Origin of the sequence: Actinosynnema sp. NPDC023658 (assembly GCF_040639995.1) — a bacterium.
Taxonomy (GTDB): Bacteria; Actinomycetota; Actinomycetes; order Mycobacteriales; family Pseudonocardiaceae; genus Actinosynnema.
In genome coordinates, this window is the sequence record NZ_JBFAAX010000002.1 from 20861 (window position 1) to 37999 (window position 17139).

The window sequence follows — 17139 nt, forward strand, 5'->3', positions numbered from 1 at the left end:
CCATTCCGGTTCAGCCTAATCGGAACGGGTTCCGCTTGTCGACCGCGCGGGGGCCGTCGATAAGCTGCCGGGGTGACGCGCGAGCGGGCCGACGCCGCCAGGAACCGGGCGAGGATCCTGGCCGCCGCCGCCGACCTCGTCACCGAACGGGGCATCGAGGGCCTCGCCATGGCCGAGGTGGCCGCCGCGTCCGGGGTGGGCGTCGGCACGCTCTACCGGCGCTTCGGTGACCGCTCCGGCCTCGCCCACGCGTTGATCGACGAGTCCGAGCGCGAGTTCCAGGCCGCGTTCCTGACCGGCCCGCCCCCGGTCGGCCCCGGCGCACCGCCCGCGGCCCGCCTCCGGGCGTTCCTGCACGCCCTGGTCGACCGCACGCTCGCGCAGCTCGACCTGCTGCTGCTGGCCGAGACCGCCGGACCGTTCGCCCGCTTCGGCGGCGCGTACGACGCGCACCACCACCACCTGGCCCTGCTCGTCGCACAGGTCAGGCCGGACGTGGACGCCGCGTTCACCGCCGACGCCCTGCTCGCCCCACTGGCCGCGAACCTGGTCTCACGCCGGGACGCCGAGGCCGCGACGATCAAGAACGGCCTCGACGCCCTGCTGGACGGCCTGCTCGGCCCGGCGGCCCGGACGGGTCAGGCGTCCACCTCCCGGGAGGGCGCGCGGACCAGCCGGCGGACCAGCGGCCAGGCCAGCAGGACCACCACGATCCCGTAGACGACCAGCGCGAACGGGGTGTTGACCAGCCCGGTCAGGGAGCCGTCGGACAGCTGCAGGGCCCGTCGCATCTGCTGCTCGGCGGCCGGGCCGAGGATGACGCCGATGATCGCCGGCAGCACGGGCAGGCCGTAGCGGCGCATCACGAAGCCGAGCACCCCGATCACGAACATCACCAGCAGGTCGAACACGTCGGCGTTCACGGCGTACGCGCCGACGCCGGCGAAGAACAGGATGCCCGCGTAGAGGTACGGCCGGGGGATGCGCAGCAGCTTCGCCCACACCGGCGCGAGCGGCAGGTTGAGCACCAGCAGCAGGCACAGGCCGATGAACAGCGACGCGATCAGGCCCCAGACCAGCGCGGACTCCCGCTCGAACAGCAGCGGGCCCGGCTGGATGCCGTACTGCTGGAACGCCGCCAGCATCACCGCCGCCACCGCCGTGGTCGGCAGGCCGAGCGTCAGCATCGACACCAGGGTCCCGGCGGCCGACGCGCTGGCCGTCGCCTCGGGCCCGGCCACGCCCTCGATCGCACCCCGGCCGAACTCGTCGCGGTGCTTCGACAGCCGCTTCTCGGTCACGTACGACAGGAACGTCGGGATCTCCGCGCCACCGGCCGGGATCGCGCCGAACGGGAACCCGATCAGCGGGCCGCGCAGCCACGGCTTCCACGCCCGCCGCAAGTCCTCGCGGCCCAGGAACGCGCGGCCGACCGGGATCGCCTCGGCGGGCCTGCGCCGCAGGTGGGCGGCCACCCACAGCGACTCGCCCACGGCGAACAGGGCCACCGCGACCACGACCACGTCGACGCCGTCGGCCAGGTGCAGCGACCCGAACGTCAGCCGCTGCTGCCCGGTCATCTCGTCCAGCCCGACCAGGCCGATGGTGAGGCCGATGAGCAGGGACGCGAAGCCTCGCACGCGGGACGCGCCGAGCACGGACGTGACCGCGATGAACGCCAGCACCATGATCGCGAAGAAGTCCGGCGCACCGATGTCCACGGCGAACCCGGCCACCGTCGGTGCGAGCAGCACGAGCAGCGCCGTGCCGATGACGCCGCCGACGAAGTGCCCGATGGCGGCCGCCGCAAGCGCTTGCGAGCCGCGGCCCTTGCGCGCCATCGGGTTGCCCTCGATGGCCGCGACCACCGCCGCGCTCTCGCCCGGCGTGTTGAGCAGGATCGACGTGGTCGAGCCGCCGAACATGCCGCCGTAGTAGATGCCGGCGAACATGATGAACGCCCCGGTCGGCTCCAGGCCGTAGGTGACGGGCAGCAGCAGCGCCACCGCCATCGCGGGCCCGATGCCCGGCAGCACGCCGATCGCCGTGCCCAGCAGCACGCCCACCGCGGCCAGCGCGAGGTGAGCCGGGGTCAGCGCGGTCGCGAACCCCTCCAGGAGGTTGGTGAACGAGTCCACGTCAGAACATCCCCACCAGCGGGCCACCGGGCAGCGGCACGCCCAGCAGGTTGTTGAACAGCAGGAACGTCGCCACCGAGAGCCCGGCGGCGAGCAGCGGGTCGCGGACGGGGTCCCGGCTGCCCAGCGCGTAGGCCGCGCCCCAGAACAGGACCGCCCCGGAGATCGGGAAGCCGACGACGCCGATCAGCGCCGCGTTGGCCAGGAACGCGCCGCACAGCAGCAGCACGGTCCGCCAGTCGGCCGGCGCGGCGAGGTCGACGTCCTCGCCGCCCTCCGCCTCGCCCCGCCCACCGCGCAGCACGTCCCGCGCGAGCAGCGCGGCGACCACGAGCAGCCCGACGCCGACCACCACCGGCACCGCCTTGGGCCCGATCGGGCCGCGCTGCGCGAAGTCGGTGTGGATCCGGATCGCGTCGACCAGGACCAGCACGCCCAACCCGACCAGCACCGCGGACACACCCAGCTCCGAGTGCTCCCGCAGCCACGTCCGGCTCGGCACACCGCCCGGGCTCCCGCCCGGACCACCGCCCGGAGTCCCGTCGGGGGTGTCTCCCACCGCCTCGCGCACGTCCCGCCCTCCACTCATGCCAGCCCCAGGTCCTTGAGCACCGTCGCCACCCGGTCGTTCTCCTCGCGCAGGAACGCGCCGAACTCCTCGCCCGGTGCGAACGCGTCCGTCCAGCCGTTGCGCGCCACCGCCTCCCGCCACTGCGGGGTGCCGTGCAGGTCGGTGAACAGGTCCACCAGCCGGGCGCGGTCGGTGTCGGTGATGCCCGGCGGCGCGACCACGCCGCGCCAGTTGGTGAACTCGACGTCCACACCGGACTCGCGCAGCGTCGGCGCGTCCACACCGGACAGCCGCGTGCCGGCGGTCACCGCGAGCACCCGGATCTGCCCGGCCTCGATCTGGTCGCGGTACTCCCCGACGCCCGAGACGCCGAACGCGACCTTCCCGCCGAGCACCGACGCCAGCAGCTCACCGCCGCCGTCGAACGGGATGTAGTTGACCCGGCGCGGGTCGAGGCCGACCGCCTTGGCGATCAGCATCGGCGCCAGGTGGTCCGGCCCGCCGGGCGACGAGCCGCCGCCGACCGTCACCGCGCCCGGGTCCGCCTTCCACGCCGCCACCAGGTCCGCGAGCGTCCGGTACGGCGAGTCCGCGCCGACCACGACGATGTCCGGCTCCTCGATGAGCTTCGCGATCGGCGTGGTGTCCAGCAGCGACGACGGTGCCTTGTTCGTGTAGACGCTGCCGACCACGCCCAGGCCCATGGACATCACGAGCTTGCCGTTGCCGCGCTCGCTGACCGTCCGGCCGAGCCCGACCGTGCCGCCCGCGCCGGGCAGGTTGAACACCTCGGCGTTGCGGATCAGGTCCGCGTCCTCCATCGCCTTCGCGGCGGTGCGCGCCGTGACGTCGTAGCCGCCGCCCGGCGAGTTCGGCACCAGGACCCGCAGGCTGCGCAACGACGCCGCGGTGTCCGCGCCGGACGTCAGCAGCGGCGGCACGAGGACGACGACGGCCACCGCGCCGACGACCGCGAGCCAGTTCCTGATCCGCACTGTGATCCCCGCCTCTCCTTCGCGTGGTTCGACATGGTGCACTCGTGTAGACAGGGATGTCCCGCTTGCGCGCCTAAGGGTTCTTTTGGTCTTTGTGGTCACGGAGGTGCCGGTTGGCCGACAGGATCCGCACCGGTCGCGGCTCCCTGGCCCGTCAGCTGCTCGGGTGGCAACTGGTGGTGGTCGTGGCGCTGCTGGGCGCGGTGGGCGCGCTGTCCGTCGTGCAGGCGGGCAACAACTTCCGCACCACCGAGGGGCGGCGGATGCTGTCCGTGGCCGAGGACGTGGCCGCCACGGCGGGCGTGCGGGCGTCGTTGGCCGACCCGCTGCGCCACTACGCGCTCGCGCCGTTCGCGGAGACCGCCCGCAGCCTGTCCGGCGCCAGTTACGTGATCATCACCGACCCGGACCGCGAGGTGCTGACCTCGCCGGACCCGAGCCAGGTCGGGGAGCCGCTCGACGTCGGCGGCAGCACGGCGTTGCGGGGCCGGTCGTGGGTGGGCGAGCTGGGCGGCGCGACCGTCGCGCACGTGCCGGTGATCGGTGACGGCGGCACGGTGATCGGGCTGGTCGCCGCCGGGAGGCAGGCGCCGGGGTTCTGGGACGGTGTGCTGGACTCCCCGGACAACGCGCTGCGGCTGCTCGGGGTGGCGCTGGTCATCGGCGTCACCGGGTCGCTGCTGCTGGCGCGGCGGGTGAAGAACCAGACGCTCGGGCTGGAGCCGCACGAGATCACCGCGCTGGTCGAGTACCGGGAGGCACTGCTGCACGGCATCAAGGAGGGCGTCGTCGCGCTCGACCCGCAGCACCGGATCACCCTGGTCAACGACCACGCCCGCGACCTGCTGGCGCTGCCGCCGGAGGCGGTGGGCCGGTCGGTGGCCGAGCTGCGCCTGGACGAACGGCTGCGCGACGTGCTGACCGGCCGCGCGACCGGCGTCGACCAGCTCGCCCTGACCGGCGGCCGGGTGCTCACCCTCAACCACATGCCGCTGGACGTGCACGGCGCCGTGGTGACCCTGCGCGACCGCACCGAGCTGATGACGCTGCGGGACGAGCTGGACGCCACCCGGCACGCCACCGACACCCTGCGGGCGCAGGCGCACGAGTTCAGCAACCGCCTGCACACCATCGCGGGCCTGGTCGAGCTGGGCGAGTACGACGAGGTGCGCGGGTTCATCAGCCGCATCACCACCGCGCGGGGCGCGTGGCGGGCCGAGGTCGCCGCCAAGGTCGCGGACCCGGCGGTCGCCGCGCTGCTGATCGCCAAGTCCAGCCTCGCCGCCGAGCGCGGCACCGGGCTGCGGATGGCGCCGGACAGCGCGCTCGACGAGGTGGACGAGGCGTTGTCCACCGACCTCGTCACGGTGATCGGCAACCTGGTCGACAACGCGCTGGACGCGCTGGCGGGGCACGGCTGGATCGAGGTGTCGGTGCGGTCGTCGCCGGACGAGGTCGTGGTCGAGGTGCGCGACTCCGGACCCGGTGTCGCGGCCGGGCTGGCCGAGGAGGTGTTCCGGCACGGGTTCACCACCAAGGCCGCCGAACGGGGTCGGCGCGGGCTCGGGTTGGCCCTGGTCCGGCAGGCCTGCCTGCGGCGCGGCGGCTCCGTGCGGGTGCGCAACGAGGACGGCGCGGTGTTCACCGCCCGGCTGCCCGCGGAGGTGCCGGTGTGATCAGGGTCCTGGTGGTGGACGACGACTTCATGGTCGCCAAGGTCCACAGTGGATACGTGGCGCGCACGCCCGGGTTCGAGGTGGTCGGCGTGGCGCACAACGGCGCGGACGCCGTGCGGCTGGTGCGCGAGCTGCGGCCGGACCTCGTGCTGCTGGACGTCTACCTGCCCGACGTCGACGGGTTGGCCGTGCTGCGGGAGCTGCGCGGGGTGGCCGACGACGTGGACGTCATCGTGATCACCGCGGCGACGGACGTGGAGACCGTGCGCACCGCCATGCGCGGCGGCGTGCTGCACTACCTGATCAAGCCGTTCGAGTACGCGGCGCTGCGCGACCAGCTCGCCCACTTCGCCGCGCTGGACCGGCGGTTGGACCTGCTCGCGTCGGCCGGTCAGGCGGACGTCGACCAGGTCTTCGGCGCACGACCGCGCAACGCGCCCGTGCTGCCGAAGGGGTTGACCGCGCAGACCGCCGCGCTGGTCGAACGGGTGCTGCGGGAACGCCCGGTGACCGCCGGCGAGTGCGCCGACGCCACCGAGCTGGCCCGCGTGTCCGCCCGGCGCTACCTGGAGCACTTCGTGGGCACCGGCAAGGCCGAGGTGCGGCTGCGGTACGGCGGGACCGGGCGGCCCGAACGCCTCTACGTCTGGCTGGGCTGACCCGCGCCCACCGGGCCCGGCTTGCGCACGAGCAGGTAGGCCTGCGGCGTCTTCTCCGAGCCGACCGGCTCGCGCTCCAGCCGCGTGTGCGGCACGAACCCGGCCTCGACGAGCCGGTCGAGCACCCGGTCGGGGTTCAGCCGGTAGACGTCCAGCTGCACGTCGTGCCCGTAGCCGTGCTCGATCCGCCGGACCTCGTCACCGACCTGGAACGCCATCAGCAGCAGGCCACCGGGCGCGAGGACGCGGTGGAACTCGGCGAACACCGCCGGGTGCAGGTCCCACGGCACGTGGATCACCGAGTACCAGCCCAGCGCGCCGCCCAGCGAGGCGTCCGGCAGGTCGAGGTCGAGCATGGAACCGACCTCGAACCGCACGTCCGGGTGGTCGCGGCGGGCCACCGCGACCATCTCCGGCGACAGGTCGATCCCGGACACGTCCACGCCGAGCCGCTTCAGGTGTCCGGAGATCCGGCCGGGACCGCAGCCGACGTCCGCCACCGGTCCGCGCACCAGCTCGGCGAACAACCCCAGCACCGCCCGGTCCGGCGGGTTCTGCGCCAGGTCGTCGCGCAGGTGGTCGGCGTAGCTGCGGGCGACGGTGTCGTAGGCGGTGCGGGTCATGGTCAGGAAGTCGGCCTCGGTCACGTGCCGGACCCTAATCCCAACCGCCGCCGCGCCGGCCGTGCTTCGTCTGCGCGCGGCGCTTCTTCTCCGCGATGCGGCGTTCCTTCGAGCCCTTGGTCGGCTTGGTCGCGCGGCGCACCGGCGGTGGTGCGGCGGCCGCGTCGCGCAGCATGCCCGCCAACCGCTCGCGGGCCGCCTGCCGGTTCTGCAACTGGGCCCGGTGCTCGCTGGCCGTCACCGTCAGCACGCCGTCCACCAGGCGCTTCTCCAGCCGGCCGAGCATCCGGGTGCGCAGCCACTCCGGCACCGACGGCGAGGCAGCCAGGTCGAAGCTCAGCTCGACCCGGCTGTCCGCCGTGTTCACGCCCTGGCCGCCGGGACCGGAGGACCGCGAGAAGCGCTCGCTCAGCTCGGCCGCCGGTATCACCAGCGTCCGGGTCACGGTCAGGTCCTCGGCCACCCCCACAGGTTAGAAGGTCAACCCCGGAACCGTCGCGAGCTTTACCAGCTCGTCCATGGTCAGCGGCTGGTCACCGACCGCACCGGGCGACCGGGTGTAGGGCCCGTTGCTGCGGTCCTCGATCCCGTTGGAGGACGCCATCACCGTGTTGCCGTCCGGCAGCTTCACGGTGACCGCGAAAGGCACGCCCGGGAAGTCCGGGGCGGACTCCACCTTGTACTCGCGTCCGTCGTCCGTGGTCCGCTGTTCGCACGTCGCGGTGCTCGACGTCGGGAAGCTCGACTCCTCGCAGCCCTTGTAGGCGTACCGGGACAGCCTCATCCACACCTGGACGCTCCCCCTGGCACCGAACATCTCGGCCCCGGCCTGGTAGGCGGAATCGGATGGCTCGAACTCCCAGTTGTCGGCCGTCGACCCCGGTGGACGGGGCACCGGGGTGAAGTCACCCGGGATCGCGCCGGACCCGCGCAGGATCCCGGTCAGCTCCGCCGCGTGCTCCGCCGTGGCGGGATAGGGGCTCGGGGGAAGCCCGATCGGGTCCGAAGGCGTGACGACGCGGGCCGGAGACGGCGTTGTGCTCACCTGCGCCGCGTCCGGACCTCCACCACCACCTCCGCCGGGCATCGTCACGATGGGCACGACCACCACGGCAGCCGCCGCGACCGCCGCCAAGCCCACGAGCGCGTAGCGGGTGGTGACCCCGCGCCTGCCCGCCTTGATCAACGCGAGCTTGTCGACGACCATCGGCGGCTCGTCGGCGAACGCGGTGGCCAGGACTTCTTTGATGTCGCTCATCGCTGCTCCTCCAGGACGTCGTGACCGAGAAGGTCGCGCAGCGCGGCCAAGCCCTTGGCCGACTGGCTCTTCACGGTCCCTTCGGTTCGACCGAGGAGGCGCGCGGTCTCCTTGACGCTCAGGTCCTCCCAGTAGCGCAGCACCACCGTCGCCCGCTGCCCCGCCGGTAACGACGCCAGGGCACGGCGCACGTCGAAGTCGGACGTGGCGTCGGGAACGCGCGTGTCCGGCACCTCGTCCACGACCGTCTCCCGACGCCGGAACGCCCGGCGCGAGTCGTCGATGGCCGCGCGGACCAGCACTTTCCGGGCGTAGGCATCGGGTGAGATGTCCCGCCTGACCCGCGGCCAGGCGACGTACAGCTTGGTCAGCGCCGTCTGCACCAGGTCTTCGGCGCGGTGCCAGTCACCGCACAGCAGGTACGCGGTCCTCCGCATCACCAGCGCGCGGGCGTCGACGTACTCGTCGAACTCACGATCGCGATCCACTCGGTCCCCCCTTCGGTCGCCGCTTAGTACGGATCGACGACCGCCGGGGGTTGCTGCCCGGAGCTAGAAGCGCGGGTGGTCCCCGGCCAGGGCGGCGCCGGGCTCGTCGGAGCGGACGACGTCACCCAGCACCCACGCGGGCACGTGGCGGGCGGTGAGCACGGCCAGGGCGCGGTCGACGTCCTCGGGGGCCACCACGGCCACCATGCCGACGCCCATGTTGAACGTCTTCTCCATCTCCTCGCGCTCCACCCGACCGCGCTGGGCGATCAGGGCGAACACGGGCGCGGGCGTCCACGTGCCGCGGTTCAGCTCCGCGCGCACGCCCGGGGGCAGCACGCGGGCCAGGTTCGCGGCCAGGCCACCGCCGGTGACGTGCGCGAACGTGCGCACCTCCGCCTCGGCGGCCAGCGCCAGGCAGTCCTTGGCGTAGATGCGGGTCGGCTCCAGCATCTCCTCACCGAGGGTGCGGCCGAACTCCTCGACGTGACCCTCCAGCGGCATCCGGGCGATGTCCAGCAGCACGTGCCGCGCCAAGGAGTACCCGTTCGAGTGCAGGCCGGAGGAGCCCATGGCGATCACCACGTCACCCGCGCGGACCCGGTCCGGGCCGAGCATGGCGGAGGCCTCGACCACGCCGACGCCCGTGCCGGAGATGTCGTAGTCGTTCGCGCCCATCAGGCCGGGGTGCTCGGCGGTCTCGCCGCCCAGCAACGCGCACCCGGCCAGCACGCAGCCCTCGGAGATGCCCTTGACCAGCGCCGCGACCTTGTCCGGCACGACCTGGCCGATCGCGATGTAGTCCTGCATGAACAGCGGTTCGGCACCGCACACGACCAGGTCGTCCACGACCATCGCGACCAGGTCGATGCCGACCGTGTCGTGCTTGTCCAACGCCTGCGCGACCGCGATCTTGGTGCCGACGCCGTCGGTCGAGGACGCGAGCACCGGCTCCTTCCAGCGGTCGAGCCTGAGCTGGAACAACCCCGCGAAGCCGCCGATGCCGCCGAGCACCTCGGGACGCTGCGCCTTCGCCGCCCACGGCTTGAGCTTCTCCACCGCCTCGTCGCCGGCTTCGATGCTTACTCCAGCTGCGGCGTAGGTCGCCTTCGCGCTGTCCGTCACGTCTCTGTGCTCCAACTTCAGGGCATCCACTAGTCCGGGTACCGCTTCTCGGGCCACCACGCCGCCCGCTCCACCGGCGCTCAGGGCCGTTGCAGGGCGTCCTCGGCACCGTACCCGGTCGGCAGGACGGGGGCGGCCGAGCCCGAGACGCCCCTGATCCCCTCGAGCAGGTGCTTGCCGATCAGCGCGTCGTCGGGCAGCGGGATCGGGTAGTCGCCGTCGAAGCACGCCGTGCACAGGCGCGTCTTGGGCTGCTCGCTGGCCGCGATCAGCTGCTCCAGCGACACGTAGCCCAACGAGTCCGCGCCCACCGAGCGGCGGATGCCGTCGGTGTCCAGGCCGTTCGCGATGAGCTCGGCCCGGGAGGCGAAGTCGATGCCGTAGAAGCACGGCCACTTCACCGGCGGCGACGCGATCCGCACGTGCACCTCCAGCGCACCGGCCTCGCGCAGCATCCGGACCAGGGCCCGCTGCGTGTTGCCGCGCACGATCGAGTCGTCCACCACGACCAGGCGCTTGCCGCGGATCACGTCCCGCAGCGGGTTCAGCTTCAGCCGGATGCCCAGCTGGCGGATCGTCTGCGACGGCTGGATGAAGGTGCGGCCGACGTAGGCGTTCTTCACCAGGCCGGAGCCGTAGGGGATGCCGCTGGCCTGGGCGTACCCGATGGCGGCGGGCGTGCCGGACTCGGGCACCGGGATGACCAGGTCGGCCTCCACCGGGTGCTCGACAGCGAGCCGGCGGCCGATCTCGACCCGGGTGGCGTGCACCGAGCGGCCGGCGATCGTGGTGTCCGGGCGGGCCAGGTAGACGTACTCGAAGATGCAGCCCTTGGGCTCGGGGTTCGCGAACCGGCTCGACCGCAGGCCGTTCTCGTCGATGGCGATCAGCTCGCCCGGCTCGACCTCCCGGACGAACGACGCGCCGACGATGTCCAGCGCCGCCGTCTCGCTCGCGACGACCCAGCCGCGCTCCAGCCGGCCCAGCACCAGCGGGCGCACGCCCTGCGGGTCGCGCGCCGCGTAGAGCGTCGACTCGTCGGAGAACGTGAGGCAGAACGCGCCGCGCAGCGTCGGCAGCAGCTGCATGGCCGCCTGCTCGATGCCGATGTCGGCGGCCTGCGCGGCGAGCAGGCCGCACACCAGGTCGGAGTCGGTGGTGGCGCCGTGACCGGTGTCCACGCCCACCTCGCGGGCCTTGGCCAGCAGCTCGGCGGTGTTCACCAGGTTGCCGTTGTGGCCCAGCGACAGGCCGGAGCCGGTGGCCGTGGTGCGGAACGTCGGTTGCGCGTTCTCCCACGTCGTGGAGCCGGTGGTCGAGTAGCGGCAGTGGCCGACGGCGACGTGGCCGCGCAGCGACTGGAGCACCTGCTCGTCGAACACCTGGCTGACCAGGCCGAGGTCCTTGAAGACCACCACCTGGCTGCCGTCGCCCACCGACATGCCCGCGGCTTCCTGGCCGCGGTGCTGGAGGGCGTACAGGCCGTAGTACGTGAGCTTGGCGACTTCTTCGCCGGGTGCCCAGACGCCGAACACACCGCATTCTTCGCGGGGTTCACGTTCTTCCTGGGTTTCGGGGTCGGTGCGGCCGGTTGCGGAATGGTCGATGACCACCGAGTGCTCCCTAGCGACGAGGTCGGGCTGCACCACCGAGTGTAAGGCTGATGGGGGTGGTACTCGCCCCATCGAGCCCCCTCCGACGTGACCAAACGCACTCTCCGCGACCTCCGTGCGGCTCGTGCGGTGACCTGCGGCACCGGTTCCGCTCAGTCGAGCTTCACCGCGAACCAGAGCTGCTCGTCACCCGTGCGCTTGAGCGGCAGGCGACCCCACAGCCCGTAGTGGACGAGCTGCGCCTCGCCGGTGACCTGCAGGTCCGCCTCCTCGCCGGGCCAGGCCGCGCGCACCTCCGGCACCACGCCCGGCGCGAACGTCACCACCCACGACTCGGGCACGTCGGTGAGCTGGACGAGGACGGTGCCCTTGGCGGTCGGCGGCACGTCCGTGGCGTACTTGGCGGCGAGGAGGGTGGTCAACGCCTCGTCGATGCCGTCGACGGCGAAGTCCGCGTCGCCCACGACGAGCTCGCGCAGCGCCGCCTGGGCGTCCCAGCGGCGCAGGTCCAACTCGTGCGCGATGCGCCGGTGCCAGACCCACGCCAGGTCCGGCGCGGAGGGCGAGAACGTCCAGGCCGTGCGGTTGCCCGGGGTGGACGGCAGCAGCTCGGCGGCCTTGGCGAGCTGCTCGTCCAGGTACTCCAGCGGCACGACCCCGGCGGGCGGGTCGGGCAGGCGGAGCTGCACCGTGCTGCCGGTGCGCAGGTACTCCAGGGACGTCTCCAGGAACCTGCCGACGTGCAGGGTCAGGTCGGTGAACGTCCAGCCGGGGCAGCTGGGCACCTTGGCGGCGGGGTCCGCCTTCCCGACCGCCGCCCGGAACATCGCGGCCTGCGCGGTGAAGACCTCGGTCCACCGCTGGGTGGTCCAACCTCCTGGCACGTCCAGCCTCCCGCTCGGGTCGATCGGTGCGCCGGGTCGATCGGCGCGCGGCCATCGTGCCGCACGGGAACGCGTCCCGGCTCCGGATGACCGACCTTCCCCCGAACCGACGCAGGGACAGCCCGATCGGTGCCCTCGGATCGCGACAACCCCTCACTCCGCCACCTCACGCCCTGCCTCACGCCCCAACCTCGCGCCAACGCCCCACGCCACTACCTCACGCGGCGGCCAGCGTGCGCGGGCGGAGGACGCGAGCGGCAGGCAGGCGGCCGGGGCAGGCGGCCGGCGCGCACGGTGGACAGGCAGCCGGCAGGCAGCCGGGCAGGCGGCTGGCGGACCCACCGAGGTAGGCGGCCGGGCAGGCAGGCGGCGGACCCACCGGGGCAGGCGGCCGATGGATCCGCCGGGCAAGCGGGCGGCGGACGGTCAGGCGGGCGGTGGGCAGGCAGCCGGGTAGGCGGGCGCGGTCCGGGTCCGGCAGGCGCGGTCCGGCAGGCGCGGTCCGGGTCCGGCAGGGGCGGTCCGGCGGGCGGAGGGGCGGGCAGGTGGATCGGCAGCCCCTCCGGGCAGGCGGGTAGCGGGCGGGTAGGGCGGGCGCTCCTCTCGGGCGGTGGCGGGCGGTCGGTGGGGTGGGGCGGGTGGGGGTGGTCACCAGTGGCGGTTGCGGGCTTCGTTCCGGGCGGCGGCGTCCAGCCTCGCGGCGGCTTCCTCCCACCACCGGGCCAGGTCGCCCACCTGGAACTCCCAGGTAGCGGGGTCGGAGTCGTCGATGTCGGCGGCGGGCTGCGGGGCGATGGACTGCGGGACGGTGGACTGCGGGGCGGGGGTGTCGGCGGCGGAGTGGGTGTCGGTCGGCCAGGTGTGGGCGGGTTCGGGGTCGGTCGGCCAGGGATCGGTGGAGAGCAGGTCGGCGGGGTGCACGTCGGCCGGCCGGAAGTCGGTCGGCGGGAGGCCGGAGGGCTGGAAGGTCGTGGGATCGGAGTCGGAGAACTGCATGTGAGCGGGCTCCACGGAGGCGGGCTGGAGGTGCGCGGGCGAGGGGTGCGCGGGCCGGAGGTGCGCGAGATGGAGACGGGCGGGCCGGCGGTGCACGGGCCGGGGGTGGCGCGGCTGGAGGTAGGCGGTCCGGGGGCGGAAGGCGTGGCGGCCCGTGGGTTCGTCGAGGTAGCCGGTGAAACCGGGGTCGAGCGAGTCGGACCACAGGTCGAGCGGCGGCGCCGACCGCGACTCGGACCGTGACCCGGGTTGCGGCTCCGGCTGCGACGCAGGCGGCGACTCGGACTGCGACCCGGACTGCGACTCGGACTGCGGAGGCGACCACAGCTCGAACCTCGCCTCGGACCAGATGTCGGATCGGACCTCGGACAGCGGTGCCGGGCAGGACTCGGACCACGGCTCGGGCTGCGGTTCCACGTAGGGCTCCTGGGCGGCGGTGGGTCGGGTCGACCGGTCCGGCGCGGGGCGTGCGGACGGTCGGGCGGGGTGCGGGGACTGGGCCGTTCGGGTTGGTGGCCGGAGCGGGGTCCGCGGTCGCGTGCGCACCGCCCTCCGGCAGGGTTGGCCGGGCCCGGCGCGCGGCGGCACCGGGCCCAGTCGGAGCGCCCGGGCGATGCCGGTCGCGATCGAGAACTTCCAGCTCTGCCACAGGTTCTGCCCGGACGAGAGGGCGCGGTGACGACCCCGGGAGCGCGGTCGGGTGAGGAGTTCGACCAGGTGTTCACCGACCCACGCCACGAACACCCGGAACTCGCGGTAGGTCACGGTCTTGGGCGTCGGCAGTAAAAGTGTCATGTGTTAATGGTCGAACTGCTGTTCGACGTCGGCAAGATCACCTTCGGGTGATCACTACCGGGGGTGTTTTTTCACCTGTTTGACCCGCGGGGCGGGGGAACCGAACGTGAGGGAACCGCGTCGCAGTGCCAGCGGTGGCGGCACGAAGGGTGGGCAATCGTGTTCGGTGTGCGACCAGAGACGTTGCGCGAGGCGTCGAAGCAGTTCCACGACGGTGCGGACGCGACCGGCGACGGCGCCGAGATGATCTCCATGCTGAGGTTGGACGCCCAGGCGCTGGGGCAGGTCCCCGCGGCGGCGGAGTTCGTCGACGCGCTGGCCCGCTGGTCCGGCGAGCAGTCGGACGACCTGCGCCGCGGCAGCGCCTGGTACCGCGACACCGGTGACGGCCTCAACGAGAACGCCGACTCCTACCAGCGCGCGGACGACGACTCGACCAGCTCGTTCCGCGGCATCGAAGGGGGCCTTGCGTGAGCTACACCGACCCCGAGGTCCTGTACGGGCAGCTCGCCGCCGGTGACGCCGGCCGGGTCGCGGCCGCCGCCGACCCCATCACCGGTGCGATGAGCGCCGTCAGCCGCGCGGGCCAGTCCGTGTCCGCCGGCGGCAGCACGGCGACCTCGACCTGGCAGGGCGACGCGGCGGCGAAGTTCGGCGCCCGCGCCGAGCTGTCCACGCGGTCCGCGTCCGTGGCCGGTGAACGGCTGGCCGCCGGCGCGGACATCGTGCGGGCCGCCTCACGCGCCTACACCCAGATGCGCGGCAGCGCCGACCAGCTGATCGACTTCTGGCGCGGTCGCTCGCCCGCGCTGGACGAGGTGCAGACCCGCGAGCTGGCCAACCGCGTCAACGAGCAGCTGAACAACGTCAGGACCGGTTACGAGCGCGTCCTGCGCTCCTACGCCGGCGCGCTCGCCCAGGTCCGCCCCGGTTTCGAGGAGACGGCGGGCCGGGACGCCGGCTGGAACACCGCCGTCGCGGCCCTGCGCACCACCGCCGCCGTGCCCGGTCCCGGCGCGGACCCCAAGCAGGTCGCCGCCTGGTGGAAGTCGCTGACCAAGGAGCAGCAGGACGAGCTGCTGCGCACGAGGTTCCAGGAGCTGGGCCGACTCCGCGGCCTGCCGTCGGGCGTCCTCGACCAGGCCAACCGGATGCGCATCGCGGACGACGCCCAGCGCTTCGGCGCGCAGCGCGACCAGCTCGACGCGCAGATGGCCGCGCGGGCCCGGGAGCTGGGGCTCGACCCGTCCAGGTCCGAGGACATGACAAAGCTGCTCAACGACGAGCAGTACGCGTCGCTCAACGAGCAGCGCCAGGAAGCCGCCACCAAGGCCGAGAACGCGCAGAAGGCCCAGGGCAGCCTGGAGGACGCCGAGAAGATCGCTGCCCAGAAGGGCTGGGACGCGAGCGACGTCCGCGTGCTGGCCTACGACCCGTACGGCCCGCGCGGCGACGGCGGCATGGCCGTCGCGTACGGCGACCCGGACAACGCGGCCAACCTGGCGGTCTGCGTGCCCGGCACCGGTTCCGACCTGGGCGGCTTCGGCCTCGACCAGGCGGCGAACCTGCGCGAGCAGATGGGCGCGAAGGGCAACGCCACCATCCAGTGGCTCGGCTACGACGCGCCCGGTTGGGCGCCCGGCGAGGTCGACAACCCGGCGCAGGCCCGCGAGGGCGGTGCGAACCTCGTCGCCGACGTCGACGGCTACCGCGCCGCCGCCGAGGCCGCGGGCCACGACCCGCACGTGACCGTGATCGGCCACTCCTACGGCTCCACCACGGTCGGCTACGCGGGCATGAACGGCCTGGCGGCGGACGACATCGCGTTCGTCGGCTCGCCCGGTGTCGGCGCGTCGAACGTCGACCAGCTCTCGGCCGGCCCCGGCCACGTGTACGTCGGCGCGACCGAGCACGACCCGGTCGTGCAGGGCACCAGTTCCGACTGGTTCACCGAGGACGGCTCGTCGATCGGGCCGTACGACGACCGGTTCGGCGCCAAGGCCTTCGGCACCACCGACGGCACGTCCGCGCTGGGCGCGCACTCCCAGTACTACGCCAAGGGCTCCGAGTCGGTGGACAACCTGGCCCGGATCGCGACCGGCGACGGCGGCTCGGTGTCCGGCCAGGAGTGGGACGAGCGCCCGCTCGGCCCGTCGCTGCCCGGGTCGCACGTGCCCGGCGTCGGGCCGGTGGTGGACTTCGTCGGCGGCACGGCCGTCGGCGCGGCGGACCTCGTGGTCGACGCCGGGACCGGCCTCTACAACGCCGGTCGCGACGCGTGGAACGGCAACTGGTCCGAGGCGGGCACCGGCCTGCTCGACACGGGCAAGGAGATCGTCAACGACACCGTGGACGTCGTGGTCGGCGGCGTCGGTGACGTGGTCGAGCTCGGTCGCGACGCGGTGGAGGGCGTCGGCAAGGTCTGGGACAAGACCGTCGGGTCGTGGTTCTGAGCCAACGGTGAGCCGGAGCCGCCAGGGGGCGGGCCCGGTCCTAGGCCGCCCGGCAGGGACCGACGGTCGTCTCCGCGCCCAGGCCGTCGACGTTGTTGGACTCGACCTGGCGGACCTTGCAGGTCACCACGTCACCGACCGCGATGCCGGCCGGGAACTGGTCGACGTCCGCGCCCGCGGTGTCCAGCGACACCAGGCCCTTGGGGTCGTCCTGGTCGAGCGCGAGCACCACGTACGCCGGTGACGTGTGCCCGGGGGTCACCTCGTGCTCGGGGTTGATCCTGGTGACCTTGAACCGGACGTCTTCCTCCCACTCGCTGCCGCAACCGACGAGGAGAGCCCCGACCGCGAGCACGGCGACACACGCCTTGAGCGCCTTCACGCGATCGAGCTTAGCCAGTGGTCGCGCACCGATCCCGGCTTTCGCCGCTCACCGCTCGAAGCGCAGCACGGGGAGCAGCGCCGAGAGATCGGCCCGGCTGCCGGACGCGGTGACCCTGGCCTCCCGCACCGCCTCGTCCCACCCGAGGTCGCCCACGGCCAGCTCCAGCCACGTGCGCGGGTCGGTCTCGACGACGTTCGGCGGCGTGCCGCGGGTGTGCCGGGGGCCCGCCACGCACTGCACGGCGGCGAACGGCGGCACCCGCACCTCCACGCTGCGGCCCGGCGCGACCTGCTCCAGCGTCCGCAGGCTCAGCCGCACCGCCGCGGCCAGGACCGGGCGTTCGGGCTGCTCAGCGGCGCCGGCGAGCCAGGGCAGCACGGCCTCGACGGCGGCACGCAGCTCACGGGGGTCAACGGGCTTCGACGGCACGCGCCAAGGTTAACGCCAACCACGCCGCGGTCACCGTCCACTGTGGACGAC

At 73.4% G+C, this 17139-nt stretch carries 18 protein-coding genes; 5 read left to right on the forward strand and 13 right to left on the reverse strand.

The annotated features are described in order from the left end of the window. Positions 1 to 72: 72 nt before the first annotated feature. Positions 73 to 720 (forward strand): helix-turn-helix domain-containing protein, encoded by a 648-nt coding sequence (locus AB0G02_RS00595; protein ID WP_360787109.1) that lies wholly within the window; start codon positions 73 to 75, stop codon positions 718 to 720. Here the strand turns inward: AB0G02_RS00595 and AB0G02_RS00600 are convergent. Genes AB0G02_RS00600 through AB0G02_RS00610 form a run of 3 tightly spaced genes read right to left on the reverse strand, consistent with a single transcriptional unit; the run spans position 639 to position 3704 of the window. Then, the gene (locus AB0G02_RS00600) at positions 639 to 2138 is read right to left on the reverse strand and encodes a tripartite tricarboxylate transporter permease (RefSeq protein ID WP_360787112.1); all 1500 of its coding nucleotides are present in this window, start codon (positions 2136 to 2138) and stop codon (positions 639 to 641) included. The genes AB0G02_RS00595 and AB0G02_RS00600 overlap by 82 nt on opposite strands. A 1-nt stretch (position 2139) precedes the next feature. Continuing rightward, complete coding sequence (locus AB0G02_RS00605) at positions 2140 to 2727, reverse strand: tripartite tricarboxylate transporter TctB family protein (RefSeq protein ID WP_360787115.1); 588 nt, start codon at positions 2725 to 2727, stop codon at positions 2140 to 2142. Further along, on the reverse strand, positions 2724 to 3704 hold the full coding sequence (locus AB0G02_RS00610) for a tripartite tricarboxylate transporter substrate-binding protein (protein ID WP_360787118.1): 981 nt from the start codon (positions 3702 to 3704) through the stop codon (positions 2724 to 2726). The genes AB0G02_RS00605 and AB0G02_RS00610 overlap by 4 nt, the downstream gene beginning before the upstream one ends. A gap of 113 nt (positions 3705 to 3817) precedes the next feature. Between AB0G02_RS00610 and AB0G02_RS00615 the strand changes: the two genes are divergently transcribed. Both AB0G02_RS00615 and AB0G02_RS00620 read left to right on the forward strand, forming a co-directional pair. Then, the gene (locus AB0G02_RS00615) at positions 3818 to 5380 is read left to right on the forward strand and encodes a sensor histidine kinase (RefSeq protein ID WP_360787120.1); all 1563 of its coding nucleotides are present in this window, start codon (positions 3818 to 3820) and stop codon (positions 5378 to 5380) included. After that, on the forward strand, positions 5377 to 6039 hold the full coding sequence (locus AB0G02_RS00620; RefSeq protein WP_360787123.1) for a response regulator: 663 nt from the start codon (positions 5377 to 5379) through the stop codon (positions 6037 to 6039). The genes AB0G02_RS00615 and AB0G02_RS00620 overlap by 4 nt, the downstream gene beginning before the upstream one ends. Here AB0G02_RS00620 and AB0G02_RS00625 read toward each other — a convergent pair. The 8 genes from AB0G02_RS00625 to AB0G02_RS00660 form a co-directional block, all read right to left on the reverse strand. Next, positions 6021 to 6686, reverse strand: a complete 666-nt coding sequence (locus tag AB0G02_RS00625; protein ID WP_360787125.1) for a class I SAM-dependent methyltransferase — start codon at positions 6684 to 6686, stop codon at positions 6021 to 6023. The genes AB0G02_RS00620 and AB0G02_RS00625 overlap by 19 nt on opposite strands. Positions 6687 to 6696: 10 nt before the next feature. After that, entirely contained in the window at positions 6697 to 7125 is a 429-nt protein-coding gene (arfB, locus tag AB0G02_RS00630; RefSeq protein ID WP_360787127.1) for an alternative ribosome rescue aminoacyl-tRNA hydrolase ArfB, read from the reverse strand. Between the two features lie 9 nt (positions 7126 to 7134). Further along, complete coding sequence (locus tag AB0G02_RS00635) at positions 7135 to 7920, reverse strand: hypothetical protein (RefSeq protein WP_360787129.1); 786 nt, start codon at positions 7918 to 7920, stop codon at positions 7135 to 7137. Then, on the reverse strand, positions 7917 to 8408 hold the full coding sequence (locus tag AB0G02_RS00640; protein WP_360787132.1) for a SigE family RNA polymerase sigma factor: 492 nt from the start codon (positions 8406 to 8408) through the stop codon (positions 7917 to 7919). The genes AB0G02_RS00635 and AB0G02_RS00640 overlap by 4 nt, the downstream gene beginning before the upstream one ends. Before the next feature lie 63 nt (positions 8409 to 8471). After that, positions 8472 to 9533, reverse strand: a complete 1062-nt coding sequence (gene purM / locus AB0G02_RS00645) for a phosphoribosylformylglycinamidine cyclo-ligase (protein WP_360787134.1) — start codon at positions 9531 to 9533, stop codon at positions 8472 to 8474. Between the two features lie 80 nt (positions 9534 to 9613). Further along, positions 9614 to 11218, reverse strand: coding sequence for an amidophosphoribosyltransferase (purF, locus tag AB0G02_RS00650; RefSeq protein WP_360787137.1), 1605 nt, complete (start codon positions 11216 to 11218; stop codon positions 9614 to 9616). Between the two features lie 80 nt (positions 11219 to 11298). Next, complete coding sequence (locus AB0G02_RS00655; protein WP_360787140.1) at positions 11299 to 12030, reverse strand: maleylpyruvate isomerase N-terminal domain-containing protein; 732 nt, start codon at positions 12028 to 12030, stop codon at positions 11299 to 11301. A 648-nt stretch (positions 12031 to 12678) separates the two neighbouring features. Next, positions 12679 to 13821, reverse strand: a complete 1143-nt coding sequence (locus tag AB0G02_RS00660) for a hypothetical protein (RefSeq protein WP_360787143.1) — start codon at positions 13819 to 13821, stop codon at positions 12679 to 12681. Between the two features lie 159 nt (positions 13822 to 13980). Between AB0G02_RS00660 and AB0G02_RS00665 the strand changes: the two genes are divergently transcribed. Next, the gene (locus AB0G02_RS00665) at positions 13981 to 14295 is read left to right on the forward strand and encodes a hypothetical protein (RefSeq protein WP_360787145.1); all 315 of its coding nucleotides are present in this window, start codon (positions 13981 to 13983) and stop codon (positions 14293 to 14295) included. Beyond that, positions 14292 to 16274, forward strand: a complete 1983-nt coding sequence (locus AB0G02_RS00670; protein WP_360787148.1) for an alpha/beta hydrolase — start codon at positions 14292 to 14294, stop codon at positions 16272 to 16274. Before AB0G02_RS00665 ends, AB0G02_RS00670 begins: the two co-directional genes overlap by 4 nt. Before the next feature lie 40 nt (positions 16275 to 16314). On the opposite strand, the gene AB0G02_RS00675 is transcribed toward AB0G02_RS00670, so the two are convergent. Next, on the reverse strand, positions 16315 to 16656 hold the full coding sequence (locus AB0G02_RS00675; protein ID WP_360787150.1) for a hypothetical protein: 342 nt from the start codon (positions 16654 to 16656) through the stop codon (positions 16315 to 16317). 48 nt (positions 16657 to 16704) lie between these two features. Next, positions 16705 to 17088 (reverse strand): sterol carrier family protein, encoded by a 384-nt coding sequence (locus AB0G02_RS00680; RefSeq protein WP_360787153.1) that lies wholly within the window; start codon positions 17086 to 17088, stop codon positions 16705 to 16707. Positions 17089 to 17139: the final 51 nt, after the last annotated feature.